26 protein-coding genes are annotated in these 25,870 nt (G+C 37.7%); 8 read left to right on the forward strand and 18 right to left on the reverse strand.

Annotated features, from left to right (window positions below):
* Window position 1: 1 nt before the first annotated feature.
* Window positions 2-886 (forward strand): EamA family transporter, encoded by an 885-nt coding sequence (locus J0M37_00075; protein MBN8583460.1) that lies wholly within the window; start codon window positions 2-4, stop codon window positions 884-886.
* Window positions 887-1,233: 347 nt separating this feature from the next.
* Here the strand turns inward: J0M37_00075 and J0M37_00080 are convergent, their stop codons facing one another.
* Window positions 1,234-1,602: a hypothetical protein gene (locus J0M37_00080; GenBank protein ID MBN8583461.1), complete on the reverse strand. Its 369-nt coding sequence runs from the start codon at window positions 1,600-1,602 to the stop codon at window positions 1,234-1,236.
* A gap of 1,224 nt (window positions 1,603-2,826) precedes the next feature.
* On the opposite strand from J0M37_00080, the gene J0M37_00085 reads away from it, so the two are divergent.
* The 7 genes from J0M37_00085 (at window position 2,827) to J0M37_00115 (ending at window position 6,643) form a co-directional block, all read left to right on the forward strand.
* Window positions 2,827-3,111, forward strand: a complete 285-nt coding sequence (locus J0M37_00085) for an acylphosphatase (GenBank protein MBN8583462.1) — start codon at window positions 2,827-2,829, stop codon at window positions 3,109-3,111.
* Between the two features lie 78 nt (window positions 3,112-3,189).
* A complete protein-coding gene (gene porQ, locus J0M37_00090) occupies window positions 3,190-4,146 on the forward strand; it encodes a type IX secretion system protein PorQ (GenBank protein ID MBN8583463.1) in 957 nt (318 codons plus the stop codon).
* A 6-nt stretch (window positions 4,147-4,152) separates the two neighbouring features.
* Window positions 4,153-4,353 (forward strand): hypothetical protein, encoded by a 201-nt coding sequence (locus J0M37_00095; protein ID MBN8583464.1) that lies wholly within the window; start codon window positions 4,153-4,155, stop codon window positions 4,351-4,353.
* 8 nt (window positions 4,354-4,361) lie between these two features.
* The gene (locus J0M37_00100; GenBank protein ID MBN8583465.1) at window positions 4,362-4,625 is read left to right on the forward strand and encodes a type II toxin-antitoxin system RelE/ParE family toxin; all 264 of its coding nucleotides are present in this window, start codon (window positions 4,362-4,364) and stop codon (window positions 4,623-4,625) included.
* A 19-nt stretch (window positions 4,626-4,644) separates the two neighbouring features.
* A complete protein-coding gene (locus tag J0M37_00105) occupies window positions 4,645-4,872 on the forward strand; it encodes a LysM peptidoglycan-binding domain-containing protein (GenBank protein ID MBN8583466.1) in 228 nt (75 codons plus the stop codon).
* 57 nt (window positions 4,873-4,929) lie between these two features.
* A complete protein-coding gene (locus J0M37_00110) occupies window positions 4,930-5,781 on the forward strand; it encodes a hypothetical protein (GenBank protein ID MBN8583467.1) in 852 nt (283 codons plus the stop codon).
* Between the two features lie 10 nt (window positions 5,782-5,791).
* A complete protein-coding gene (locus J0M37_00115) occupies window positions 5,792-6,643 on the forward strand; it encodes a hypothetical protein (GenBank protein ID MBN8583468.1) in 852 nt (283 codons plus the stop codon).
* A gap of 9 nt (window positions 6,644-6,652) precedes the next feature.
* Here the strand turns inward: J0M37_00115 and J0M37_00120 are convergent, their stop codons facing one another.
* From J0M37_00120 to J0M37_00200, 17 genes are all read right to left on the reverse strand, one after another.
* Entirely contained in the window at window positions 6,653-7,792 is a 1,140-nt protein-coding gene (locus tag J0M37_00120) for a tetratricopeptide repeat protein (protein ID MBN8583469.1), read from the reverse strand.
* A gap of 92 nt (window positions 7,793-7,884) precedes the next feature.
* On the reverse strand, window positions 7,885-9,192 hold the full coding sequence (locus J0M37_00125) for a UDP-glucose/GDP-mannose dehydrogenase family protein (protein MBN8583470.1): 1,308 nt from the start codon (window positions 9,190-9,192) through the stop codon (window positions 7,885-7,887).
* A 13-nt stretch (window positions 9,193-9,205) separates the two neighbouring features.
* Window positions 9,206-10,195, reverse strand: a complete 990-nt coding sequence (locus tag J0M37_00130; protein MBN8583471.1) for a flippase-like domain-containing protein — start codon at window positions 10,193-10,195, stop codon at window positions 9,206-9,208.
* Between the two features lie 48 nt (window positions 10,196-10,243).
* Window positions 10,244-10,885: an outer membrane lipoprotein chaperone LolA gene (gene lolA, locus J0M37_00135; GenBank protein MBN8583472.1), complete on the reverse strand. Its 642-nt coding sequence runs from the start codon at window positions 10,883-10,885 to the stop codon at window positions 10,244-10,246.
* Between the two features lie 168 nt (window positions 10,886-11,053).
* Window positions 11,054-13,489: a TonB-dependent receptor gene (locus J0M37_00140; GenBank protein MBN8583473.1), complete on the reverse strand. Its 2,436-nt coding sequence runs from the start codon at window positions 13,487-13,489 to the stop codon at window positions 11,054-11,056.
* A 757-nt stretch (window positions 13,490-14,246) separates the two neighbouring features.
* The gene (locus tag J0M37_00145; protein ID MBN8583474.1) at window positions 14,247-15,878 is read right to left on the reverse strand and encodes a T9SS type A sorting domain-containing protein; all 1,632 of its coding nucleotides are present in this window, start codon (window positions 15,876-15,878) and stop codon (window positions 14,247-14,249) included.
* Window positions 15,879-16,048: 170 nt separating this feature from the next.
* The gene (locus tag J0M37_00150) at window positions 16,049-18,592 is read right to left on the reverse strand and encodes a DNA translocase FtsK 4TM domain-containing protein (protein MBN8583475.1); all 2,544 of its coding nucleotides are present in this window, start codon (window positions 18,590-18,592) and stop codon (window positions 16,049-16,051) included.
* Window positions 18,593-18,644: 52 nt separating this feature from the next.
* Window positions 18,645-19,445: a 2-phosphosulfolactate phosphatase gene (locus J0M37_00155; GenBank protein MBN8583476.1), complete on the reverse strand. Its 801-nt coding sequence runs from the start codon at window positions 19,443-19,445 to the stop codon at window positions 18,645-18,647.
* Between the two features lie 39 nt (window positions 19,446-19,484).
* A complete protein-coding gene (gene gcvT, locus J0M37_00160) occupies window positions 19,485-20,579 on the reverse strand; it encodes a glycine cleavage system aminomethyltransferase GcvT (protein MBN8583477.1) in 1,095 nt (364 codons plus the stop codon).
* 2 nt (window positions 20,580-20,581) lie between these two features.
* On the reverse strand, window positions 20,582-20,806 hold the full coding sequence (locus J0M37_00165) for a type II toxin-antitoxin system HicA family toxin (protein MBN8583478.1): 225 nt from the start codon (window positions 20,804-20,806) through the stop codon (window positions 20,582-20,584).
* Window positions 20,799-21,032, reverse strand: coding sequence for a type II toxin-antitoxin system HicB family antitoxin (locus tag J0M37_00170; GenBank protein ID MBN8583479.1), 234 nt, complete (start codon window positions 21,030-21,032; stop codon window positions 20,799-20,801). Before J0M37_00170 ends, J0M37_00165 begins: the two co-directional genes overlap by 8 nt.
* Window positions 21,033-21,042: 10 nt before the next feature.
* Window positions 21,043-21,690, reverse strand: coding sequence for a fructose-6-phosphate aldolase (gene fsa, locus J0M37_00175; GenBank protein MBN8583480.1), 648 nt, complete (start codon window positions 21,688-21,690; stop codon window positions 21,043-21,045).
* Between the two features lie 82 nt (window positions 21,691-21,772).
* Window positions 21,773-22,246, reverse strand: a complete 474-nt coding sequence (locus tag J0M37_00180) for a DUF2752 domain-containing protein (protein MBN8583481.1) — start codon at window positions 22,244-22,246, stop codon at window positions 21,773-21,775.
* Window positions 22,247-22,479: 233 nt separating this feature from the next.
* Complete coding sequence (locus J0M37_00185) at window positions 22,480-22,989, reverse strand: hypothetical protein (protein ID MBN8583482.1); 510 nt, start codon at window positions 22,987-22,989, stop codon at window positions 22,480-22,482.
* A 120-nt stretch (window positions 22,990-23,109) separates the two neighbouring features.
* Window positions 23,110-23,613, reverse strand: coding sequence for a DUF2085 domain-containing protein (locus J0M37_00190; protein ID MBN8583483.1), 504 nt, complete (start codon window positions 23,611-23,613; stop codon window positions 23,110-23,112).
* 137 nt (window positions 23,614-23,750) lie between these two features.
* Window positions 23,751-24,779 (reverse strand): PorV/PorQ family protein, encoded by a 1,029-nt coding sequence (locus J0M37_00195; protein MBN8583484.1) that lies wholly within the window; start codon window positions 24,777-24,779, stop codon window positions 23,751-23,753.
* 180 nt (window positions 24,780-24,959) lie between these two features.
* Window positions 24,960-25,862, reverse strand: coding sequence for a TraB/GumN family protein (locus tag J0M37_00200; protein MBN8583485.1), 903 nt, complete (start codon window positions 25,860-25,862; stop codon window positions 24,960-24,962).
* Window positions 25,863-25,870: the final 8 nt, after the last annotated feature.

A 25,870-nucleotide genomic window follows, 5' to 3' on the forward strand; every position in this document is an offset into this window, starting at 1 on the left:
TTTGAAACGATATAAAGCAGAGCTGCTTTTATTCCTGACTGCCACTATATGGGCAGGCACTTTCCCCATAGTAAAAATTTCAATGGCTACAATTCCCCCGTTCTATTTTGTGGGAATAAGATTTTTAATTGGCGCAATACTCTTTACGCTTATATTCTTCAACAGACTTAATTTCAACTCCCCCGGCATTATTAAAGCCGGTTTGCTGCTTGGTTTTTTCCAGTTCGCGGGATTTTGCACACAAACCATCGGTATGATATACACTACTGCGTCAAACTCCGCGCTTATAACAGGCATAACAATACTGATAGTCCCTTTTTCGCAGTATGCAGTTGTGAAAAAAAAGGTGCACATTGAAAACTGGATTGGGGTTGTTGTTGTACTTGCGGGTCTTTACCTGCTGACCCAGCCCGATGTAAAGGGACTTAATATAGGTGACCTTATCACAATGTTTTGCGCGTTTGCATGGGCATTCTACATTATTTACGTTGATGTATATACTAACAAATATGATATAATTACGCTGATATTTATACAGCTTTGGTTTGTTGTGATCGCCGCAGGCGGAACGGGACTCATTTTTGAGGACTTCCGAGCCATAGCATTTACGCAGAATGAAATTTTATCATTGTTGTATATGGGTATTCTGGCAACATTTGTTACAACCATTCTGCTTAACAGGTTCCAGAAAGATACAACGCCTATACGTGCAAGTATTATATATACATGGGAGCAGCCTGCGGCGGTGCTGCTTGCAGTAATTTTCATTAACGAACATTTCTCACCCTGGCAGCTTTTAGGCGGCATCATTATGGTTGCAGGAATATTATTTTCTGAGACATACGAGTATTTTAGATCAGGTTCTCCCTCTAAAAAGGAGAATTAGAGTAGGTCATTTTAAAAGTCGTCGTTAGTGTTTACACCAACGACTAACATAAATTTACTTGGGACGTTGGTGAAAACACCAACGTCGGCAGGGAAATGTAATAAATTGCTTTCATTGGATTTCACTCCCATACTTAAATTTATGTTGAATTTGATGTTAAACAATAGTAAATAAGAATTTATGCAAACAAACTTTTTTGCATTTGTTGTGGGTAATAGAAAAGCAGGATTTCTCCTGCTTTTGTTGAAATAATTTTATCGTTTTTTTCTATGATGAAAAGTTCATGAATCGTTATTGGTGACGCTTCGCTAAATATCAACATTCAGGGGAACTAAGAAATTTTCAATTTACTTTATTTTGTTAATAATATCATTAATATCTTTATTTAGAGAATAACATCTTCCTTGATAAAACATTTTTTTATCTGTTATCCCAAATATTTCTTCATTTAATGCTTCATAAACTTTAATTTCATACTGACTATAGAATTTAATGATTTTGGGATCATAAGTACTTCCATTAATATAATCTTCAATAAAATAATCTTGAATAGATTTATCTTTTACAGTCTTTATAATTTGGAAGTCATTTCCTTTTCTTTCGTAAAATTGAATTGAATCAATTTTATTTTGATCTAAATTAACCTGGTATTTGTTTCCACAACTGCTAATAAATAACAAAATTAAGAAATTCAATATGAAAATTTTATTTAACATAGACTTTTCAAAAATATAAACTTATCGATTTATTTGTTTGGCAATGCTCCCCAGAAAAACGAGGTATTAATTTTATCACCAGGATCTTTTAACACACTTACATTTCGATTCATTCTTGGAGCTAAATCAAAAACATCTTTCCACAATTGATTAGGTGTTGTAGCTTCACCAACGATTGGAATGTTTAAAAGCCGTCGTTGGTGTTTTCACCAACGACAAAAATTATTTTACTCAGGACGTTGGTGAAAACACCAACGTCGGCAGGGAAATAGAACATAATATGAGCCATCTGATAAATATGCAGCATTATAAGATAATCTTTGTCTATAATCACTACCTAATTCTCCCCTAATAATATTTATAATATCTTCAATTTCTCCTGGTGTTCCAAAAAGGTAAATCCTTTTCATTTTTACCCATATCTCAAAAGCCGTCGTTGGTGCCTGCCTTGTTTCCTTGACTCGTTTTTGAGTTAAGGTTCTCACCAACGACAAATATCATTTTACTCCGGTTGTTGGGGTAAATACTAACTAAGGCGGGAATTATAAAGCTAGCAAAGGGAATTTACCGGATTTTTTACTTGCATTTGCCATATTCATATATTATATTTATGTATGTATGCATATTGCATATAAACTAAATACCGTTACCATGTATGATCAAAAAATTCCACGGCCTGGATCCAGGATTCTAATCTTCCAACTATTGTGGATTATACTCCCAAAGACTGGAAAAACGTCAATTTCAAAACATTTTGCCCATTCTAATCGGTCAATCATTCATTTTTAATTTATGAATTTTTAGAAATTCTAATCATTCAGTCAAAATGCCTTTGTAACCCGGATCGCTGATTCGGGTAAAAATTGAAACAGTGTTAGGATTTATATAGAAATTTTTTAATAAAGTTCTGTTTTTGATTTTTAGTCCCCTCCTTTGGATGGGATTTAGGGGAGGTCTTACGCAGCTTTTCCTGGATCTAAAAAGCTCAATGGCACCCCTTCGGGGTTTTGCTAAATAGCTAAAACAACGGCTGCAAAAATCTCACCCCTTCGGGGTTAAAAGCGAAGCGAAGTTTTGTCAGGCCCCATAGGGATAAACTAAGCTTGACAACTGCAAAAGCAAAAAACCTCTGTGTACTCCGTGTACTCTGTGGTTAAATGCTTTTGAACCTCTTACTTCACTTTTACTTATAATCTTCAGAACATTTTCATTAAATTGCTAAATATGAACTACATTCAATTCTCGTCGGTAAAAATTGTTGTCTCTGGACGTGTACAGGGTGTTGGGTACCGTTATTTTATAGCGCGATTTGCTGATGAGCTGGGGATGACCGGCTATGCAAAGAATTTGTTTAACGGCGATGTGGAAATAATTGCCGAAGGCAGGCGTGAATTCCTTGATGCATTGATACAAAAAGCAAGTGAAGGTCCCACAAGCGCCAAAGTAAATACCTGCAAAGTAGAGTGGCTTGACTTTAAAAAGAAATACGATAAATTTGAGATATTATAATAAATTAACAGGAAAAATCCCCGAAAAAATCTACTTTTTTAGCTTAAATTCTAAGCAATAACCTAAAAATCAATAAAAATGCTTAAAAAAATTGTATTCTTCGCCTTATTTTTAGCTTCGCCGATCTTTTTGAATGTTTTCGCGCAGTCAGAAATACCGGCTTTTGATTTTTTAAGAGTAGAGACCGGGGCAAAAGCATCATCACTTGCGGGAGCTTTTGATACTTACACAGATGACCCCAATGCGATGTTCTACAATCCGGGCAGCCTGAGCACTATTACTAATAATAAAGTATCAGCGGGATTCGGGAAGTACCTGCTTGATATGAACTTCGGTACGCTTGCTTACGCTCAAAAATATAAGGATATAGGATGGTTCGGTATTGGTGTTAAGTATTTTGATTACGGCTCTTTTGATAGAGCCGATGAATCAGGCACACCAACCGGAGAGACATTTAATGCCAACGACCTGATGGTCTCAGTGGGTTACGGTAATTATATTTATGAAAAGATCAATTACGGTATTACCGTAAAATATATATATTCAGGTATAGCGGAATATAAATCATCAGCTTTAGCAATGGATTTTGGTATGCAGTATCATATGCCTGAATCCCAGCTTTCACTGAGCTTCGGAGTGCTGAATCTCGGCGCGCAGCTAAGCTCATATATCAGCACAAAAGAAAAGCTTCCGCTTGATATACGCGTTGGTGTATCAAAAAGACTTGAACACACACCGGTCAGGCTGAATGTTACTTTTGCCAAGCTTAATGAAAGCCGCGAAAAGCTTGTTCAGCATTTTAAGGCATTTTCAATCGGTGCTGAATTCATATTCAGCGATTATGTATCTGCCCGCTTAGGCTATGATAATGAAAGCCGCCAGGATATGAAGCTCGGAACATCGCTGGGCATTTCGGGATTTTCTACAGGTTTAGGTATACGGTTTGCTGAAAAGTATGTTTTTGATTATTCGCTGAACTCACTTGGTAAAGTAGGAAGCACACACAGAGTAAATTTGGGGTACATATTCAATTAAATATTTATGGATAAAAAAATAAAGGACCTGACTGTTTCTGAATTCAGTACGCTAGTAAAGAGAATTGTAAGAAAAGAACTTAAAGAATTTGATCCGGATGAGGGATTGGAAGTTAAGGATGATGTTAAAAAACTTCTCCGCAAATCAGCCAAAGAGAGGAAATCCGGTAAACTGGAAACTATTCCTTTTGAAGAAGTTTTCAAATAATTTTTTAAATGGCTTTTAAAATTGACTTTACAAAAGAAGCTGTTAAATCAGTTAACAAGTTGCCGGAAGACATTAAAATTGGATTAAAGGAAAAAATAGTTTGGCTGGCAGATAATTCGGATAACATTATACATAGAAAGCTTAAAGGGAACTATTATTCTGAAGTTTTTAAACTACGATTCGGAAATTATAGGATATTATACCGAATAAATAAAACGAACAAAACAATTACAATAGAGACTGTCGGTCATAGAAAAAGTATTTACAAATAAAAATAAGGAGAAAACAAAAATGTTCAACGAAGAAGGAATTGCCGGCGGAGCCGGAATGGAAGGCGGAGCAGGCGGAGCGGGAAAAACCGAACGCACTTATATTGTGCAGTCAGGTGATACACTCAGCAAAATAGCAAAAGAGTATTATGGTGATGCAGGTAAGTATATGGATATTTTCAACGCCAATACTGATAAACTTTCTGACCCTGATAAAATACAGGTAGGTCAGGAACTGATAATCCCGTAATGAATTTAACAAAAGCCTGTTATTAAGAATAACAGGCTTTGATAATTAAAACATAAGATGCGAAAACAACTCACTTACTTCATCCAGTCCTTCATAATAATTTTATTTTCAGTATTTTTTATTTCATCGTGCGGAACTGATGCTCCTGTAACCAATACTCCAGCCCCTGAGCCGGTTGATACCTCTACTTTTGAGTATCCGTTCACAATAGGAACCAGCTGGAATTACTCGCTCACTATTTCGGCTGAAAATATCCGGCCGGATTCAGTCAGGTATTATTTCAATTCATACCCCGTTACAGGTTATGGATATTCAGAAATTCTTTACGATACTGTAGTAGCTCCGGGCGGACCGGCCAGGGTTTTATATGACAGGCTAATTGTTGGCACAGATACAACAGCCAGCAGGTATTATTATACTAATAATGAATATTCTATGGTATGTTACGGATTCAGGGGCTCAACAGGCGCTTCGTTTCCGTTCCGAAAACTGAATATCCCTTATTCCAATTTCAACGGTCTTATTTCTGAAAATATAACAAATAATTACAGTTCTGTTTCGGATACATTTATCTCTTTAAGCCCTCCCGTAATAGTTATAAAATACCCGGTAATTAGAAATACGGAGTGGGTAATCTTCAATTTCGGGGTTAATGATGTAAAAAAAAGATATACAGCCTGGGAAAATTATCATCTTGATACAGCAGTTATCCCTGTAATTCAGACACAAAGAATATGGTCAAATAACAGTGACTGGATCTTATACGATTACTATTCTAAGTACGGGCAAATGAAAAGGAACTATTTATTCAAAAATACACAATTAACAAATCAGTTTGGAATAACGATCGGGTATTACGATAAACGTGAAGTATACAATGTAACATCTTACAGCATAATTGCAAAATAAATTATCAGCGATGAAAACCTTTAAAGTTGTTTTAATAATTACTGCATTATCAATTATTATTAACGGCTGTAAAAACGACGATCTTACAGTTAATAATAATCAATCACCACCCGATACAGCCGCCTTTATTTTCCCGTTTGATATCGGTAATTACTGGAATTACCATACAATTTCAACTGTAACTGATATAAGGCCTGATTCAATTGCGGCATATTTTTCTGAATACCCTCTTTATGGCAGCGGTAATATGCGAATTGTTAAAGATACTTTAATGAACGGAATTACGGCCCGGCAATTTGCAGATAGCTACAACCAGGATTCATCAACTTACACAAGCAAAATATATTACATTAATTCCGATACAGCGTTAATACAAATTGCTTATTCGCTACAAAGCTCTTCAGGTATATTTCCTAGATCACAAAAAAGGATATTTATACGGATTGGAGAAAAGAACTTCAGTTCATTAACAGAGCTCATCAGGTTTTCAAAACTAAATCCTATGGATAATATTAGTGATACATTAATTTACGAAAACCCTGCACCTGAAGCTATGAGATATCCTGTGAAAACTGATTACCAATGGGTTTACAGATATTTCGGTCAGAGCATTCTTACCAAAAAATACCTGAATTTCGAATATGTCACTGTGGGTTCAAATATAGTAAGCAGTATAAAAACTGAATTCAAATGGTCTACAATTGATTACCTGGAAAGTTATACTTATTACTCTAAATTCGGAAAGCTGAGAGATTATTTATTTTTGAACGATGTAATGGTTTCTGATGAATTTGGCAATATACTTGGAACAATTGATATCAAAGATATCACAAATGTTACTTCATATTTTGTACAGGAATAAAGCCCCAGATTACTTCAGGGCATTATCTTTAAAACGCTGTGCGGTTTCCCTGGAATTTTCTACATCGCGCATGTTCAATACCATATCATAATATTTAATTGCTTCAGATTTGTTACCTTTTTGCTCATAGATAATACCCGTGCCAAGTACTGAAAATACATAATAAGGAGATTCTTCTCCGGGCTTATCGGTTATTTTGCAGATCTCAATTGCAGATTCATATTTTTTTAATGCTTCATCAATATTGCCGGTTCGGCTTAAACATACACCCAGATAATAATTAACTTCCCTGCGGATATAATTGTTATTGTACCAGGCTTTGCCGCTATCAGCTTTTGCAAGCATGCTGTTGTAAACTGTAAGGCCTGCATTAAAATTGCTTAAACCAACGTAACACTTACCAAGAAATCTTTCAAACACGGGATTATCCGGGTAAAGTGTAACCAGCTTCTGCGCGTATTTCTGCGCTTCAATATAGTTCTTTTCATATGATAAGTGTATATACGCAAGTGTTACATTTGCTTCTGTCTTTGAAAATCTTCCGTTTTCAGCGCAGTCGCGCAGCTGGCTTAAGCCAAGCTCTTTATTCCCTTTCGGGAAAAAGAATAGTACAGCTTTCAGGAAAGGATACCGCTCAACTACGTAATCAACTGCGTAGTTGTATATACCAAGTCCAAGTACTGCATCTTTATTTGAAGGGTTTAGCTCATATGCTTTTTGTATCAGGTTCAGCCCTTGTTTTCCGTCATCAATGGCTTTCAGCCAGTTATCACGCATTACATTCATAAATCCGCGGTAACCTATAACTCCGCCAAGCAGAAAGGTAGCCCAGTCATTATTTTCGTTTTCATCAAGGCGTTCTTCACATACTTTAATACAGGCATCTACTTTTGAAAGATAATTGTCATCATTTGAGCGGTCATCTTTGTTTATATATATTTTCCACCATTCTGACATTGCCAGGAAAAAATGACCTGTTGGATCCTTCGGATCCGAGTTTACAAACCCCTGGAAAATTGTATTGGCTGAATCAAATTCAAGCCTGTAAACATGATCAATTCCTTTGGTTATCTGTTCATCCCTTGTTTGCGAAGAAAGCTGTGATATGAAAAGGCTTAATAATATCAGTAATTTAAAATAAATTTTCATATTAAATATAACATAAATTAATGACCGATAATTTCAATAAAAAACCCCGAAACCTTAAAAAAGCATCGGGGTAATTAAATTAATTTATAAACCTAAAATCCAATGCCATAATATTTAAAACCATTCTGGCGGATAAATTTGGGATCGTAAATATTTCTGCCGTCAAAAATTACCCGCTGTTTCATCAGCTTTTTCATGCGGGTTATATCTATACGGCGGAATTCAGTCCATTCGGTTACAAGAATCAATCCCTCCGAATTCTTAAGAGCGGAGTAGTTATCTTTAAAGATTTTTACCTGTTTGAATTTTTTACCGTAAAGAAGCCTGAAGTTCTCATTTGCCACAGGATCGAAAGCGTGGACCTTTGCCCCTGCTTCAAGCAGTTTTTCTATGATAGTTAGTGCAGGAGCTTCGCGCAGGTCATCTGTGCGGGGTTTGTATGATAGTCCCCAAACAGTGAATGTTTTACCTTTGATATCATTTTTGAAATGTTTCAAAAGCTTGTTAACAAGCACCACCTTCTGTGTATTATTGATATCATCTACCGCTTTGAGCAGCCTGAAATCATAGCCATGCTCCCTGGAAGTATTGAGCAGTCCTTTCACATCCTTGGGGAAGCAGCTGCCGCCGTAACCTACACCGGGGAATAAAAAGCTGGAGCCAATACGTGGATCAGAACCGATGCCTCTGCGGATATTATTTATATCAGCTTTTACAATACCGCTTAAGTTAGCAAGTTCATTCATAAATGAAATGCGCAATGCAAGCATTGAATTAGCGGCGTATTTGGTAAGCTCACTTGAGCGTTCATCCATAAGTATGAATCTTTCAGAAACACGCATAAAGCTGCCGTATAGCTCCTGCATTACAGCCGCTGCCTTTTTACTTTTAGTACCAACTACAACTCTATCAGGTGACATAAAATCAGGTACAGCAGCTCCTTCTTTAAGGAACTCAGGATTGGATACAATATCAACTTTACGTTTTGTCCTGGAAGCGATAAGCTTTTTAAGCTTATCGCAAGTGCCTACAGGCACTGTGCTTTTGCTTACAATTACTTTATACCCGTTTATATATTTTGCCATGTTACCTGCAACTTCCAGTACTCTTCTCAGGTCAACTGAACCATCTTCAAGCGGCGGCGTTGGCAGGCAAAGGAATATTACATCATTTTTCTGTACTACATCCTTCAGGCTTGTAGTGAACTCAACCCTGCCTTCTGCAAGGTTTTTTTCAAGCAGCTCTTCAAGTCCCGGTTCATAAATAACAGGATCGCCCTTTTTAAGGCGTTCAATTTTCTTTTTGTCAACATCCATACAAATTACGCTATTGCCGTTTTCGGCAAAACAAACGCCTGAAACCAGCCCAACATACCCGGTACCGATAATTCCGATCTTCATAATTTTGGTAATTTCATGCAGCAGACTGCTGCTTTATATCAGAAAATTTATAATTATACTTAATAAAATAAAATAATCCCGCAGCAAGAAACAGAACAAAGCTCATTGCATGCGTAGCAGTGCCATAACCAAGAGCAGCAGGCTCTGATACCATGAACATATTTACAAGAGTTACTTTGCATATATAATGATAGGGTCCCGTTGCCGCAGGCGAAGGAATGAACATAGCAACATTAATTAGTACCAGCAGTAAGTTTGCATCCCACAGACCCCGAACAATACTTGTTCCTTCACCGGTGGTTAAGATATTAAATGAATAAAAGGGTATGTACGTGCTGATAAGGTAAAAGATCCAGATCAATGCTGAATAAAGCGCAATTCTGAAAAAAAGTGAAGGTTTTTTAAGTACTTCAAAACCGTTTAAGAGCGAATCAAAAATATTATCAACTTTTTCATGCAGTTTTGCCGGCAAGAATTTAGTGAAGAACTTTACTATAGCCAGGCTTTTATCCGGCTTAATAAGCATAAATAAAATCCACGCAAGCATCAGGAAAATTGCAGCGGAAAGTATAATTACCGCTGAACCTATTGAGGGAATAGCATCGGTTATTCTGTCCTTAAAATATATTAGAGCTATCCCGAACATCAGCAGGAACATCACAGTATCTATAATTCTTTCAACAATAATTGTCGCGAATGCTGATGCACGCGAGATATTTTCCTGCTTACCAAGCATATACGGCCTAACCACTTCGCCTGAGCGGGGAAACAGGTTATTCATCATGTAGCCTATTATTGTGGTGGCAAAAAGATTTTTGAATGAAATATCTTTTTTGATAGGCTCCATAAGCACGCCCCATCTGATTGCGCGCATAGCGGAACCGCCGAAAACACCGATCGACATTCCAATGAAAACATAAAGGTAATTAGTGGTTTTAAGTATATTCAAAAGCTCCGTAAGGTTCACATTCCTGAACGCCAGGTAAAGGAACAGGGCCAGCACCAGCGTGCTGATTACGATATTAAGTTTCCTGCCTCGGCTCAAGTTGTTTTATCTCATATCAATTACTTCAGTTCCTTCAGGGGGACTGAAAGTAAATTTAGAATTAGCTACACCAATATTAGTTTGAATATTTTTTATTGAATATGTTGATGAAGATTCATCTGTTACAATATAGATCTTTTTTATGATCCAGTCATCTTTACCAACCCAAAGCTTAGCTGATTTTACATAACCGCTTTCCCTTGGCTTCAGTGAAAGCACATATACATCTTTTCCGTTCAGCTTTTCTGTGCCTGTAAGATCGCTGTAAAAATTTTCAGGATACTGGAACAAATATTTATTTGGTGAAAATGTATTACCGGTCTCTTTGTAATAATCAATTACAACCTGTTTTTTGCTGGGAGTGTAAGACCATGATGTGCTGCCATCTGTCACAATTGTCTGCGAGCCGGTCTCTATCCTGTACTTGTTCTCTTTTTTGATGTAAAGAGTGCCTGAAGATGACTGCGCCTTTGATTTATTGAACTTAATTGTTTGCGAAAACGATGCCTTGGCATCTGTTATATCTTTGTAAGCATTCTGCACGTTTTGAATTACTTCCTGCGCAGTGATATCATCCTGCGCGAATAACGGTGAATTTACAAGAAAAACCGCTAAAATTAACAATTTTGTGATAATAAACTTTGTCATTTTTGCTCCTGAAATTTATAATTATGCAAATTTACATTAATTTAATGTAATAAACAGTGGAAAATATTAAGTCATTCCTTAAAAAAATCATGAAATTTGTAAATAAAGGTAAAAAAAGTGAGGGAAGATGCTGATCTTCCCTCATGCGAAGCATTTAATTAACCAAATTTATCTGCCGTTATTGCCATCCTGCTGGTCTGATTTTTCATTCTGATTCTGCTTAACCTTTTTATTCTTCTGCAGATAATCTTTTGTATTGCCGAAACGGAATGAAAGATTTAACGAAGCCTGACGCGAGCTCCAGTCATGATCAGAAGTTTGCCGGTATTCTGAAGTATTAATATCCTGACCCCACTGTGAAGTATCAAAAATATCGCTGGCTTTTAAGCTTACAGTTAATGCATCATTCAGAAATGATTTACTTATACCGATATCAAAATTCTGTGTTGGCACTTCAGTGCCCTGGGCATTTATCTTTTTGCCGGTGTACGAATAATAAAGCTCAAGATTAAACAGGTTGGTGAATGTGAATGTTGATCTTATATTCGCCTTCCATGTAAAGCCATCTTCTGATGCGTAATCTGTAAGACCCGGATCTGAATCAAATTTAGTATCATAAAAACTGAAAGTTCCGTTCAGATTGAACCAGCTTAAAGCTCTCGAGTTGATAAGAAGGTCCAGACCGTATGATTTAGAGCCTGTTGCATTTCTGAATGTTGTAACAGTAATTATCGAATCCTGCAGGTAATTATAGCTTGAAATTACATCATGGTTTTGCCTGTAAAATACCAGCGGTGTAATTGTAGCAACCGGTGAGAAGAACATAAAGCTTAGCTCGTATGAATCAGAATATTCAGGCTTTAGCTCAGGATTACCAACCATAGCGAACCTGGGGCTCCACTTTCTGTAAAAAGGATTCATACGCCACATATTGGGGCGTGTAATTCTTCTGCTGTAGCTTAGCTGCAGCTGGTTAGCGCTGCCTATCTTCTGTGATATACTTGCCGAGGGAAAAATATCAAAATAATTCTGTTTGAATTGAGTATTGTTAGTCAGCAGCTCACCCGTTGTATTGGTCTGCTCTACCCTGATTCCCGCTTTATAGCTGAAATCTTTTATAGAACCTGAAAATGTACCATAAACCGCGTTGATATACTCGCTAAGCTTGAAGCGGTTTTTAGTATCTGTGTTGGTTACAAAATTATTCAGACTGTAATCAAGTGTGTCTGATTTGAATTCGTTATCATTGGTTCTGAAAGTACCTTTATAGCCGGTTTCGATCTTTGTAGTCTGTGAAAGCGGGTGTGTATAATCAGTCTGTACATTCAGGTTATAATTTTTCATAAGCGTGGTATCACGCTGGTCTAAGGGGGTATTATTAACAGGCATTGAAAGTGAATCGAAATCCTGCTTATTTAGCTGCATTTTCATTTCATTGCGGTTACGTGAAAATGTGATATCACCTGACCATTCCCTACCAAGCTCATTGATCTTATTATTGAAATACAGGCTGCCGGTGAAATTTTCCCAAAGACCGTTGCGGTCGCTTGTTTGTGTGTAATAATCCATCAGGCTTCCTGAAGATGAAAAATTGCGTGCAAGCCCGTTATCGTTGTTAAACCACTTCCCTGTTCCAAGGCTGCCTTCAAATCCTATGTTTTTACCCTGCGCCAGCTCATACTCAAAACCACCCTGCGCCCATATCCAGTAACCGTGGTTCTTACCTGTGCCGCTGCTTTGCAGCACTGAAGGCTGAACGAGATATGTTGTAGTGCTAGAATACCCAGACTTATTATCCCATGTGCCGGAATAAAAATTACCAAATGCGCTTGTCTTTTTCTTCTTCAAGCTTATATCGAGTCCGCCCCAGCCTGAAAGATAATCCGAATAATTACCGCCGCCGTTCAGGCTGCCCTGGAAACCAAGGTTTTCATTTTTTTTCATTACGATATTAATGATACCGGTCACGCCTTCGGCTTCGTATTTGGCGGGCGGATTTGTGATAAGCTCAACGCGTTCAATAGCATCAGCGGGAATTTGTTTTAAGCTTGCAAAGCGTGAGGGTTTATCATCAATAAGTATTTTGACATTCTGGCTGCCGCGAAGGCTGACATTATCATTGATATCAACATCAACTAGCGGTGTTTTTTTAAGTACGTCAAGTGCGGTTCCGCCTTTGGTTAACGCGGATTTTTCCACGTTAAATATTTTTTTATCAGCCGTTAACTGAATTAGTCCTTTTTCTTCTTCAACCAGAATTTCATCAGTCGATACGTTCTGCTTCTTCAGTGTAATAGTATCAAGGCTTACGGTTTGACCCGATGTTAATGAAATGTTCTCTACGTTCATGGTAGAGTATTCTATTAAGCTTACTTCAAGCCTGTAAGTGCCGGCGGGAACCGCATCGAGTGAAAATTCACCTGATGCATTACATTTGGTACCTTTTACAAGGGCACTATCACCCTGTTTGAAGAGCTTTACATCTGCATCCACAGGCAGCGATGAAGAGAGATCGGAGACTTTTCCCTTTATCGTTCCCTGTGCATAAATTGCAGTAAATCCAACAATTAAGAAGGCTAAACAAAATTTAAATAAAATGGTCATTAATACTTATTTATTTGGTTTAATATCTGTTAGTAGCAGCGGAGCGTATTGTATTACATAATTAGATGCTGTGAAGGCTCAAATGGTTGCTTTTTAATTTGAGTTTTTAGTGCCTTTTGGGCATTTTTCTCATTATGAAAAACATGATAAATTCGATTTATTTTTTTTTGAGGATTTGCTGATGTTTTTTGCGAATCCAGCTTGTTTTTGATATTGAAATTTTCTCAAGATGAATATATTCATGTTGAGAATGGCATTTTTAAGGATATTCATAGTGAGAAAATTGCGAAAAAAATGATTATTTTAATGTTTTTATGATGCAAAAATGATGCTTTGAAAAATTGTAAATGATGCTTAAAATCAAATACTCATAAATCCATTTGTGAGAACCTTAAGCACCAAATTGGTACCGAATTTACTGTTTATTTTAAGAAAATTTACCAATATAAAGGAAAATTAAATTATATTTTATATGCCTTACGCATATACTAATTAATATAATATATGTTTTTAACATATGCAAGGGATTTTTTAAGCAGTTCCTCTGATGACTTCTGTTCCCGCAGAATCTCTATTATTTTTTACTGACATCACGGTGAATTTATACTCCTAATCCGGTTGCGGCGGAAATTTCCCCTCCTTCATCCAGCTTTCAGAGGGATCGCGAATCTGCAAGGCAGATTCTTGAAAGGAGGGAGCTGATTTTACCTCAGTTGTTGGTGACAACACCAACAACTGGGAGATAATAATTTATTATTTATTTGATCAATATCATTTTTTTTGTTTCACTATAATTACTTGTTATCATTTTATAAAAATATACACCGCTAGGAAAATTTTCTCCATTAAAATTGATTTCATATATACCCGCTTTCTTAATTCCATTATTTAAAACCATAACTTCCTTGCCGGCGATATCATAAATGGCTAATTTTACATTAGAATTTTGATACACCTGAAATTGTATTTTAGTTAAAGGATTAAATGGATTTGGATAATTTTGGTATAGCACACTGTTTACTGGAATTTGTCCATTATAATTACTAATACCCAAAGGCTGGCTATATTTAATAGTGGCAACCTCATTATAGGTTCCATTGTGACTTGTACCACTAACATACACATTTATATTTGTATCTATATACATGCCCGCAATGCCATCATCTGAATTAGAGGTAATCCCGTTATATGTCACAGCCCATTGCTGCGCACCATTAGTATTATATTTTATGCATATATAATCATTACCTGAAACTGGATTTACTGCTTTTCCGGTTACATATATGTTCCCAAATTTATCTAATTCTATGTCATTTGGTAGATTTACTTCAGCATTCACTCCTCCCCAGTATCTTCTAACCCATTGAGTATCGCCTGATGAATTATATTTCAATGTAACTATATCAGTACCTCCACCGCCTGTTCCGTTTGCGCAGTATGTTGTATAATAAATTTCACTTCCGGAGGGAGAGCAAGTAATCCCTTTTGGTGTTTGGCATCTACCATTACCAGGTATTATACCTGCAAAGATACTTGACCATATAATCGTTCCATTATTATTTAATTTTAATAATGTATTGTTGGAACTGGAAAAAGGAACATTATTACTCCCAACAACATAAAGGTTGCCTATTGAATCTAAAACTATTTTTTGAGGAATATCTGAATAATTTTGCGGGCTGTTATATAATGTGTACCAAATTAGGCTGCCATTAGGATTAAATTTCGTTATTAAATAATCAGCAGAAGTATTTCCATAATCTGCAACGGTATATATATTATCAAAATTATCTAATGCTAAATGGTTATTTTCGCTTTGTTGAGGCAATGCATCAAATTTTCTAGTCCATAATGTATCCCCATTTGAGTTATATTTTACAGTTAGAGCTCGTACAAAATTATTACTAGCAAAAACACCTATTATAATTATGCATCCCTGACTATCAATTTTTAAATCAAATCCACCTGCATCAATAAAAAATTTATCCCATTGAAATATACCATCAGAATTATACTTAACAGTAACCATATCATAATCAAAGTTAATACCACTATAACCTGTAATATAAACATCACCATTAGGGGCAACATCAAATGCATTTGGTCCTTCAGTATGATTAGAAGGAGAGTTATAAAACCTTTGCCAGAGCAAATCTCCATTACTGTTATACTTTATAACCCCAAAGTCACCGTTATTCCCCGGGTTTTGTGCAGCGCATAATACATAAATATTGCCATTTGCATCTGCTTTAATATCCTCTCCATAAGTATTTGAATTGCTGCTGTTAAACCTTCTCACCCACTCCTGCGTTGGCTGAGATACAGCAATTTGCAATGAGCAATTAGCAATGAACAATAACAGAATTATTTTTCGTGTTTTCAGTTTCATTTTTACTCTTTAAATTTTTAATCTTAATCACCGAAGCAAAGGTGGTTATGGGTAGTCGTAAATATATATTTTCTCAGGTCGCTACAAAATGCATGAATAATTGTGTAAAAGTCAAGAGTTAATTTGAAGTATGACGTAATTCAGGCAATATATAAGAAACTTTATAATTTTTATATCAGCTGTTCAAGCTGGGCTTCGGTTTCTACTAGGACTTCGCGGGCTTTGGAGCCGTCGAAGGGTCCGACAACATTAGCTGATTCAAGCTCATCAACAATGCGCGCAGCGCGGGCGTAGCCAATTTTTAACTTACGTTGAAGCAAAGAAACTGAACCCTGCTGGTAACGTACAATAATTCTTGCTGCTTCTTCAAACAGGTCATCTCTTTCATAGCTTTCTTCAAAACCTTTTTTCTTCTTCTGGTTCACAGAAGGAAGCTCATAGTTGCGGCTGAATCCTTTTTGTTTGCCAACAAACTCAGCAACTTTTTCAACTTCTTCGCTTGTAATAAACGGACTCTGTATCCTGATAGGCTTACCTACACCTGGCGGAGTGTAGAGCATATCACCTTTGCCAAGCAGTGTTTCAGCGCCGTTCATATCAAGTATTGTGCGTGAATCAACCTTAGAATTCACAAGGAAGGCGATCCTTGCCGGGAAGTTGGCTTTTATAACACCGGTAATGACATCTACCGAGGGGCGCTGTGTAGCAAGAATTAAATGTATTCCAACGGCGCGTGCAAGCTGCGCAAGCCTTGCAATAGGCTCTTCAACTTCGCGCGCGGCGGTTATCATTAAGTCAGCAAGCTCATCAATAATAACAATAATATAAGGCATCTTGCCGTGCTTTATATTCTCATCATCTTTAAGCCTGCCATCTTTGAATTTTTTGTTATAGTCAGCAATATTACGAACGGTAGCGTTCGCAAGCCGTTCATACCGCTTTTCCATTTCTATTTCCAGCCCTTTTAGAGCCATCACAGCATTCTGCGGAATTGTGATTATCTTTTCGGCGTAATCTTTTGATACTGCAAGGTAATGATTTTTAAGCTGGTCATATAAATTAAGCTCTATCTTTTTGGGATCAATGAGTATGAATTTAAGATCAGTTGGGTGCAGCTTGTATAACAGGCTTGTTACAATAACGTTTATACCCACTGATTTACCTGAGCCGGTGGAACCGGCAACAAGCAGGTGCGGCATTTTAGCCAGGTCATCAACATATACATCCCCTGATATAGTTTTACCAAGAGCGATCGGCAGCGCATGTGTTGATTCAGCGAACTTCTTTGAACCAACGACACTGCGAATCTTAACGGTTACTGGGTTATGGTTCGGTATTTCAACTCCAACGGTACCTTTGCCGGGAATGGGAATAATCATCCTGATACCTTTTGCTTTCATTGCCAGGGCAATATCATCTTCAAGGCTTTCGATGCGGCTTAGCTTAACATCTTCTGCGGGGACAAGCTCATACAATGTAACCACCGGACCCGGTGTTGCGATAACTTTTTCTATCTTAACGCCAAAGTTAAGCAGCTTCGCCTGAAGCAGCCTGCCGTTTTCTTTAAGCTCATCATCACTTATAACATCAAGCTCTTCCTTAAGCGGCTCATCAAGCAGGTCAAGGGTCGGCAGCTTGTAATCTTCGAGTAATTCCACAGGATAAACCGGTTCTTCTGCAGGTTCATCAGGGATAACATCACCAATTTCAGGGCGTTTATTTGAAACTTTAACCGGCGGAATAACTTCGCTAACAGGAACTTCAGGGATAACTTTTTCAACTTCAAGCGGCAGTTCATTTGCCGGCTCTTCTTTAACCGTAGGTTTAACTTTTGGTTTTTGTTCAACCACCATTTCATTATCAACCGGGCGGTTGATCTTGGTATCTTTTATTATAGGTTCTTCTTCTAAATCACCCGTTTCGCCGGCTGCTTTATTGAATTTTTTGGATTTAACAATTTTTTCGCGTTCATTGCGGATAAGTTCACGTTTTGATTCCCTTTCAAGCTCAGCTTCTTTTCTTTCCTTCATTTCGGCAATTGAAGCGCGGAATTTTTCGCGGAAAGATTCATACATAAGCTTAAGCCTTGCAAAGGATTTCGCTATATCCCTATCGATAAGCAAAAATATCAGGCCGGCAACCAGCCCAAAAAGAAGAATATAGCTTCCAAGCGTTCCAAGGAGAAGGTAAAATATGGATGAAAAATATTCACCGCTTGTACCAACAAAAGGGTACGGAATTTTATCCACACCAAGGGTGGTTCTGAACATACCAAAGAGCGCTGAGGAAAATATCATAAGGAAAAGCAGGTAAACTGAAAGCTGCAGCATTCCAAGCAGGCTGCGCTTTCTCATCATTTGAACACCGAAAATTATAAGCAGCGCCGGTATTATAAGCGAAAAATAACCGAACGCCCCGCGGACAAAAAATCCGGAGATAACAACGCCGATAATACCAAGCCAGTTTGAAGTTGTAAAGTTTGAAGACTGGTTCTCTTTTTTGAAGAGCTCTGTTACGTTTAATGATTCAAGCCGTGTTTCATCGGCAGCGGAGTAAGAGATAATGCTTAAGACTATGAGCACACTGAAGAGAATAAGAAAAAACCCGAGTATCTGCTTTTTATTGGATATGGGGAGCCCGTCTTCATATTTTTTTGAAGCGCTGCGGGAGCTTCCCCTTGGCTCTCTGCCGGAGGGAGTTTTTTTATCCTTCATTCTGCTGATATATTTGACCTTTGTATTTAATTAAAAAGATAATTTCCAGTCTTTACCCGGCAGTTTTTTGATTAACTTTTTTCATCGTAAGCTTAGGGTCAGATGCAAATGCTTCAATTGATTTGATAACACCGTTCCTTAATACAGGCAGTATGTTATATTTATCAATTTCACCGCATGCTGCCAGGTCCTCTTCAAAACCAAGGGATATGAGGAACTGACCGTGTTCAGAATCACGCAGCATTTTATTGATATCATTCTTATATGCAGAGTAAAGCTTTGAAGCGCCGCGGGAGGAATCGGTAAGAACATATTTGCCCCTGCCGGCAAGCTTTTTAAGCCTGCTTACAAGCATTCCGCCGCAAACAGTATCTTCAAGAGAGAACTCACCGTTTTTTCCCGCGCAAAGGATAATAAAATCCTCATTAAGCTCAAGCAGGTAATTGGCGACACGCTCCATATTAACAAAACCAAGCACAACGCAGTTGTGCGCGAACTTGGATTTTATAAGTGATGGTGTTCCGTTAGTGCTGTGGAATACAAGAATTTTTCCTTTAACGGTTTCTTCATTGTATTCTTTTATTGAATTGCCAAGATTGAAACCCTGAATAATTTTAGCGTTCTTTTCGCCGCATAACAGCGCTTGTCCTTCGGAGTTCCTGCCTATCATTCCCGCCGATGCGATACTATCGGTGGGGATAATTTCCCTGGCTCCGTTTGAAAGGCCTGTTATCATTGTAGTGGATGTTCTTAATACATCAATTACAACAACATTTTTATCTTTTAGAACAAGCTCTGATTCAACATAATCATGCGCAAAATACAAGCTTATCTTAAGGGGTTTAGTTTCCATTTTAGTTTGATCTGATATTTCCATTAAATAATTACTTCGTTAATCCTTTCCCACGAATGGTATTTTCACGACTTCTGCATCAATAAAATCGTTTCTTACTTTAATTTTAATCTTAGTGCCGGGAGCTGAATATTTTGCTTCAACATATCCAAGCCCGATATTTTTATTCAGGCAGGGCGACATGCTTCCGCTTGTAACGTGCCCTATTTTAGTATCGTTTCCGTAAATTTCATATCCATGGCGGGCTACCAGCCTGCCGCTTACAATAAATCCGCACAGCTTTCTTGCAGAGCCGTTTGTTAGCTCTGAATCAACTTTAGGCTTACCATTGAAATCACCTTTTTTCGGCTTGGTTATCCAGCCAAGGCCTGCTTCGATGGTATTGGTGGTTTTATCAATATCGTTCCCGTAGAGGCAGTAACCTGCTTCAAGCCTAAGTGTATCGCGCGCGCCTAAGCCGATAGGTTTTATATTATACTCTTCGCCTGCTTTAAATATTTCTTTCCATATTTTTTCTGATGTTTCCTTATCAGACGGAATATAAATTTCAAAACCGATTGCTTCGCCTGTGTAGCCTGTGCGTGAAATTATAGCATCAACACCTGCAATTTTGCCTTCTTTGAATGTGTAATATTTCATTTCATCAAGCACAGTATCAGTAAGCTTCTGCAATGTGTTAATTGCATTTTTACCCTGTACTGCCAGCAGTGAAAAGTCATCGCTGCGGTTAGTAAGCTCAACATCAAAACCGTTTTTGTTTGACGAGAGCCAGTTGAAATCTTTTTCAATATTAGAAGCGTTTACAACAAGCATGTAATAATCACCGAAGCAATAAACAAGCAGGTCATCAACAACACCGCCATCTTCATAGCACATTGCTGAATACTGCACTTTACCCGGAGTTAATTTGGATGCATCGTTGGTGGTACATTTCTGAATAAATGCCATGGCATCAGTTCCTTTTACAAAGAACTCGCCCATATGAGAAACATCAAAAACACCAACGGAGTTACGTACTGCCATATGCTCGGCAATGATGCCCTCGTATTGTACAGGCATTTCAAAGCCGGCGAAATCGACTATTTTAGCATTGTATGCTTTATGAAGATCGTAAAAAGCTGTTTTTTGTGCCAAAGTTAAATTAGGTCCTTTAATTCATCTTTTTTAATTCCTGCCTGTTTCAATATTTCCATAAATGTTCCTTTTGGCAGATCTTTTTTATGATAAGGAACAATGGTCATTCTTTTAGTTTCCAAATTTCTATAAATATGATGACTTCCTTTTATCCGGATCAACTGAAAACCTTTTTGAAGCAAAATCTTAATTATCTGATCCGAATTCAGACTTGGAGTTTTAGACATTTGCTTCTATGCTCAAAGTATATTCAAGAGTACCCTCTTCAGTCGGAATTGGTTCATTGAATTCCTTCAAGGTTTCAATGTACAATCCAATAGCTTCTTTGGCATTCTTAATGCATTCTTCTATAGTATCTCCATAAGTTACACATCCTTCAAGTGAAGGGACAGTAACTGTGTAACCACCCTCCGGTTCTTTTTTAAAAAGTAGTCTGTAGTTTAGTATTCTCATAAAATTGATTTTATCCCTGGTTCTTTTTCCAGTCAGCAAGGAATTTTTCGAGACCGAGATCCGTCAATGGGTGCTTAACAAGCTGCTTGATAACGTTGAACGGAATTGTACAAATATCCGCGCCGAGTAAGCATGAATCAACAAAATGCATCGGGTGGCGGACGCTTGCAACAAGTATTTCTGTTTCAAAACCGTAGTTACCGTAGATCTGGACGATCTGCTCGATAAGCTGCATTCCATCCTGAGAGATATCATCGAGTCTGCCGATAAACGGACTTATAATAGTAGCTCCCGCTTTAGCGGCAAGCACTGCCTGTGAAGGCGAGAAGCATAATGTAACATTTGTGCGGATGCCTTCATCAGCAAAAGTTTTTACTGCTTTAAGTCCTTCCATTATCAATGGAACCTTAACATAAATATTGGGAGCAATCTTTGAAAGCTCTCTGCCTTCTTTTAATATGCCTTCATAATCAGTGGAAACAACTTCAGCGCTTACGGGACCGCTGACCATTTTACAAATTTCTTCGTAGGTTTTGCGGACATCTTTATGTCCTTCCTTAGCCATAAGTGAGGGATTAGTAGTAACGCCATCCAAAATGCCGAAGCTTGCTGCTTCTTTAATTTCGTTTAAATTAGCCGTATCAATGAATATTTTCATAAGAAATTCCTTTAAATTATTTGATTATCTACAAATATAGCTAAAATTTAGGGTCTTTTCAATTTAACAGCAAGGGTATAAATCAGTGGTGATGACCGAATAATATGTTTAAAATCCACATTAATGCCAGAAATAAGACGGGAATGTACCAAAGTCTAAGCGCGGGCTTTTTGAGGATAATTTTCTTTTTAATAATAGCCAGAAATAAAACTGTAAAGAAAAAAAAGCCGAAGATAATATAAAATATCAATCCCAGGGGATTGTAATAAAAGCTTTCGGAAAAATGAAGATCCGTAATGCATGAAAACACCCTGCCCGTACCGCAGAATGGACATGGCACACCTGTAAAAGTAAGCAGGGGGCAGCCGTTGATACTTTCAACCCCCGCGACCTCATTCAAAAACGATTTCAGCGGTGCAAAGTAAACGTTGATCAAGCCCAGAACCATAAGCAGAAGCAGAATGTAAATTGTTTTCCTGCTTTGCTGCGGGGTGGTTTGTGATATGGTGAAATATTTGTTTGTTGGCTTGATAATATTTATTTTTAGGACCCTCACCCCCAGCCCCTCTCCCATAGGGAGAGGGGGGCAAGGTGGGGTTGATTAATTGTTTTGTGTAAAGATATTTTAACTCCTTCACCCCTCTACGAGTCTTGACTCGAAGAGTCCTAGACCCAGCTCCTTTCCTGTTGACAATTCCGCTAATCATAAAGCGGTATGGAAAAATGCGCCGGAGGGGTTAAGGTTGGAATATTTTTTATTTCTTATTTAGATCTTCTGAAATCTCATTACTATTGGTTAGCTGAATTCCTGCGTTTATTCAGCATAGAAGCAACAAGCAATCCCCCGATAGGACCAAAGATGCAATGCGATACAATACGTGAAAATAATTCAACGCCTATCATCATTATACTGAAGCCGTTCCTTTGGTATTCATCATAAACGCTGTTGAGTATCTTCTGCGTTTCGGGCGGAATGGCGAAGCCATACTGTTCGGTCATTTTGTACACCAATTCCACAGGATTTTGTTTACTGAGCATAATGATCATTGTAGAAAAAATAACGTAAACAATTGCCGAAATTATACCGGCAAGCAGGCCTATCATAATGCCGTCTTTGTTCTGAATGAATTGACCTGCTTTTTCAAGCTGGCGCGCGTAATACCATGTGCCGGCTGCGCCGCCGATAATTATTCCTGCGCAGCATAACAGGTTCAGCAGGTTCAGTCCGGGAAAAATGGAAATGAAAACCATTACAAACGAGCTGATGATAACGGGTGTAAATTTACTTGGTTGGTTCATATATTATACCTCACCCCCTGCCCCTCTCCTGTTTATAATCCCGCTAAACAGAAAAGCGGGACGGCAAAATGCGCCGGAGGGGAGCAATGTGGGTTAAATTTATTTACAAATTAAAACAATTTACTTCTTCGGTATAACATCAGGGGGAGTAAAGTACTCATAAAAGATCCTGATAGTACCCGGAATTATGAAAAACGGTAATACTATACCGATAATTGCTCCCGTAATTTCACGGGTTATGAAAGAATTTTTCTGCACATCGGCAATATCAAGCCCAACATCAAGCAGCATGAGTCCAACTGGTATAAAAAGCCACAAGAGTGAAGGCAGCTCAATATTGCTCAGCTTACGGATGAATGGGTATATTATCACTCCCAGCAAAAAAGCAAAATAAATAGCAGTGCAGCGAGAACATACACCGAGCTTTTCTCCGAATAAATGATGTGAACGATCGCTGAGCTGGTGGCATGATTTAGCATAAAACCCGTAGATACCTTCGGAGATATCACCTGTTACGCCATGCTCACCTGCCCAATAAGGCGCAAGTAAAATTCCCGCGCACCATAAGACCGAGATGGCGAGTATTACTGAATACACAATTTTTTGATATCGTTTGGTCTGCATTGTTATTTGTTTCCCAAACCGGAGCTTGGGAAACAGGAACTTGCTAACAGTTAGAGATCCTTCGCTTCGCTCAGGATATAAAAAAATGTCCCGCAAAATTACGGGACATTTGTGTTAAATTCTATGATATAATTTTATTATTCGCCTTTGCGTTTGAATTTCTCGTCATCAAGTGTGAACATTACAGAGATCCTGTGAGTATTGCCAAGCTGGTCAGAGCCGTCAAATTTAGCGAAGGAATAATCCAGGTTAAGCTTGGGTAATTTTACGCCTGCTCCGAATGTAAGCTGCTTAACATCATTGTAGCCTACTCTTAATGCAAAGAGGTCTTTGAAACCGTATTCAAGTCCTGCATGCATATCAAAGCTCACTGGTCCAACTGCTGCAAGCGAAGCAAACTTTCTGTTTTCGAACCTTACATCAAAATCAAGAGCCGGGGTTATTCTGCCTGTTTTGAAGAACGGAATATCGTATGAACCGCCTATTTTTGCAGTGGGAGTAATAAGCTCTTTGCGGCCGGTGTTCCATGCCAGAAGAGTTGTAGTTATATCCTGCAGGTTAGCGCCTACCCGGAATTTTGGAGTAACATTATAAATTGCGCCTACATCAAAACCGATACCCCATGCGGAGCCGTCATCGATAGAACGAGAAATAACTTTCAGGTTCACACCGTATGAAAGCTTTTCGCTGTGTTTTTTGGAATAAGTCGCTATGAAAGCCCAGTCAGCCGCATTAAAGAAATTTATCTGGCTGTAATCAAGCCTGTCGCCGTTATCAAAGTAACCGTTGTTATTGAGATCAACCCATGCATTTTTAGTATTGGGAACGTCATCAACACCAAGCCTGATAACGCTTAAGCCAAAGGATGCGTTTACTCCCCATGGAACAGCTACCGAACCGTAATCATAGTTTACAAGGTTACCGAAGCGTTCATCATGCATAAGTGAAAATTGCGGATAATTTATTCTGGCAAGCGCACCCGGGTTCCAGTACCCGGCTGTTACATCATTAACCAATGATACGAAAGCTCCGCCCATGCCAAGGGGTCTGCCCCCAACGCCTATAGCGAGAAACTCACCTGCATATTTATTTCCTGTACCCTGCGCAAGGATATTGCCTGAAGATACCAAAAATAAAAAAAGGAACAGAATTCTTCTGTGATACATTAAGGAAGCAATTTTTGTTTTTTGCATTATTTTGAGAATATTTGATTGGATAAAAGTTAAAACAGAAGAATTTTCTCTATAATTCCCTTTCTATTTGCTGTAAATAACGAGAATTTTTTAAGTAAGTCAAGGAAAAATTTTGTGATAAAACAGGGTTTTTCAATAAATTTTTAGGCTTTTTCAGAATTTTAAAGGTTTTACTTCATAGCCCTGCCTCTTCAAAAGGTTTATCAGCCCGTTTTTACCTGGCAGATGAGCTGCACCGACAGCTATGAACGATGAATTATAATTGATAATTGAGGGTATTTTTTGCATCCATTTTATATTTCGGCTTTCAAGAAAAATTTTATTTTCATTCGGAAATTTTGAGCCAAAAATCATGAATTCAGACATACAATTCAGGTCCTGTTTCAAATAACATGAATTAAGATACATTGTACCCATTTTCATATTTTCTTTTTTCGTTCTGATAGTTTCCAGTAATATTTTCAACTGATTTTTAATGGAAATACTATCGGTAAAAAAGCTCATTTGTTCATTCACACTTTCAAACCCTATCAATTTTTTATTCATCTCAGAAGCTTTATCCATAAAATAATAATCTAAAGAGATAAAATCTGATTTTATATCCTGTTCATTTTGTAAGTACCCGGTATAATAATACATGATCCAGTAAAACATAGGTTTTAAAATAAAATAGATATCCGAATAAGGTTTTAGTATTGAATTTTCGCTGAAGAATTCTTTTAAATATTCTTCGTCCCTGGAATCAGAAAAGCTGTAATATTCATCATCCTTCATTTTAATTGACTGCAGCAGCATAGCTGTATCGATATCATCTTTTACAGCTTCCGTAATCACAACATTTGAACTTGTGAGGCATTCAGCAATTATACTTGAAGTATCCACATAAGAGCCTCCGATAATATGATTAGTTCCGAACAGGTATGACTTATAGGTGAGATCATTGCGTGAAATTTCCCATAAGAGGGAATTTTCAAGTTCACCGGAATTATTAATTTCCTGCGAATATGCTTTACAAACTAATACCGGGAAAATTAAAATCAACAATATTTTTTTCATTCTGTAAA

Source organism: Ignavibacteria bacterium (assembly GCA_017303675.1).
Lineage (GTDB): Bacteria > Bacteroidota > Ignavibacteria > Tepidaquicellales > OLB5 > OLB5.

What these genes read in the sequence shown, in the direction of transcription:
- J0M37_00080 (MBN8583461.1), bottom strand. Translation starts at nt 1,602, where the DNA reads ATGTTAAATAAAATTTTCATATTGAATTTCTTAATTTTGTTATTTATT.
- J0M37_00085 (MBN8583462.1), top strand. Translation starts at nt 2,827, where the DNA reads ATGAACTACATTCAATTCTCGTCGGTAAAAATTGTTGTCTCTGGACGT.
- porQ (MBN8583463.1), top strand. Translation starts at nt 3,190, where the DNA reads ATGCTTAAAAAAATTGTATTCTTCGCCTTATTTTTAGCTTCGCCGATC.
- J0M37_00095 (MBN8583464.1), top strand. Translation starts at nt 4,153, where the DNA reads ATGGATAAAAAAATAAAGGACCTGACTGTTTCTGAATTCAGTACGCTA.
- J0M37_00100 (MBN8583465.1), top strand. Translation starts at nt 4,362, where the DNA reads ATGGCTTTTAAAATTGACTTTACAAAAGAAGCTGTTAAATCAGTTAAC.
- J0M37_00105 (MBN8583466.1), top strand. Translation starts at nt 4,645, where the DNA reads ATGTTCAACGAAGAAGGAATTGCCGGCGGAGCCGGAATGGAAGGCGGA.
- J0M37_00110 (MBN8583467.1), top strand. Translation starts at nt 4,930, where the DNA reads ATGCGAAAACAACTCACTTACTTCATCCAGTCCTTCATAATAATTTTA.
- J0M37_00115 (MBN8583468.1), top strand. Translation starts at nt 5,792, where the DNA reads ATGAAAACCTTTAAAGTTGTTTTAATAATTACTGCATTATCAATTATT.
- J0M37_00120 (MBN8583469.1), bottom strand. Translation starts at nt 7,792, where the DNA reads ATGAAAATTTATTTTAAATTACTGATATTATTAAGCCTTTTCATATCA.
- J0M37_00125 (MBN8583470.1), bottom strand. Translation starts at nt 9,192, where the DNA reads ATGAAGATCGGAATTATCGGTACCGGGTATGTTGGGCTGGTTTCAGGC.
- lolA (MBN8583472.1), bottom strand. Translation starts at nt 10,885, where the DNA reads ATGACAAAGTTTATTATCACAAAATTGTTAATTTTAGCGGTTTTTCTT.
- J0M37_00140 (MBN8583473.1), bottom strand. Translation starts at nt 13,489, where the DNA reads ATGACCATTTTATTTAAATTTTGTTTAGCCTTCTTAATTGTTGGATTT.
- J0M37_00145 (MBN8583474.1), bottom strand. Translation starts at nt 15,878, where the DNA reads ATGAAACTGAAAACACGAAAAATAATTCTGTTATTGTTCATTGCTAAT.
- J0M37_00150 (MBN8583475.1), bottom strand. Translation starts at nt 18,592, where the DNA reads ATGAAGGATAAAAAAACTCCCTCCGGCAGAGAGCCAAGGGGAAGCTCC.
- J0M37_00155 (MBN8583476.1), bottom strand. Translation starts at nt 19,445, where the DNA reads ATGGAAACTAAACCCCTTAAGATAAGCTTGTATTTTGCGCATGATTAT.
- J0M37_00165 (MBN8583478.1), bottom strand. Translation starts at nt 20,806, where the DNA reads ATGTCTAAAACTCCAAGTCTGAATTCGGATCAGATAATTAAGATTTTG.
- J0M37_00170 (MBN8583479.1), bottom strand. Translation starts at nt 21,032, where the DNA reads ATGAGAATACTAAACTACAGACTACTTTTTAAAAAAGAACCGGAGGGT.
- fsa (MBN8583480.1), bottom strand. Translation starts at nt 21,690, where the DNA reads ATGAAAATATTCATTGATACGGCTAATTTAAACGAAATTAAAGAAGCA.
- J0M37_00185 (MBN8583482.1), bottom strand. Translation starts at nt 22,989, where the DNA reads ATGAACCAACCAAGTAAATTTACACCCGTTATCATCAGCTCGTTTGTA.
- J0M37_00190 (MBN8583483.1), bottom strand. Translation starts at nt 23,613, where the DNA reads ATGCAGACCAAACGATATCAAAAAATTGTGTATTCAGTAATACTCGCC.
- J0M37_00195 (MBN8583484.1), bottom strand. Translation starts at nt 24,779, where the DNA reads ATGTATCACAGAAGAATTCTGTTCCTTTTTTTATTTTTGGTATCTTCA.
- J0M37_00200 (MBN8583485.1), bottom strand. Translation starts at nt 25,862, where the DNA reads ATGAAAAAAATATTGTTGATTTTAATTTTCCCGGTATTAGTTTGTAAA.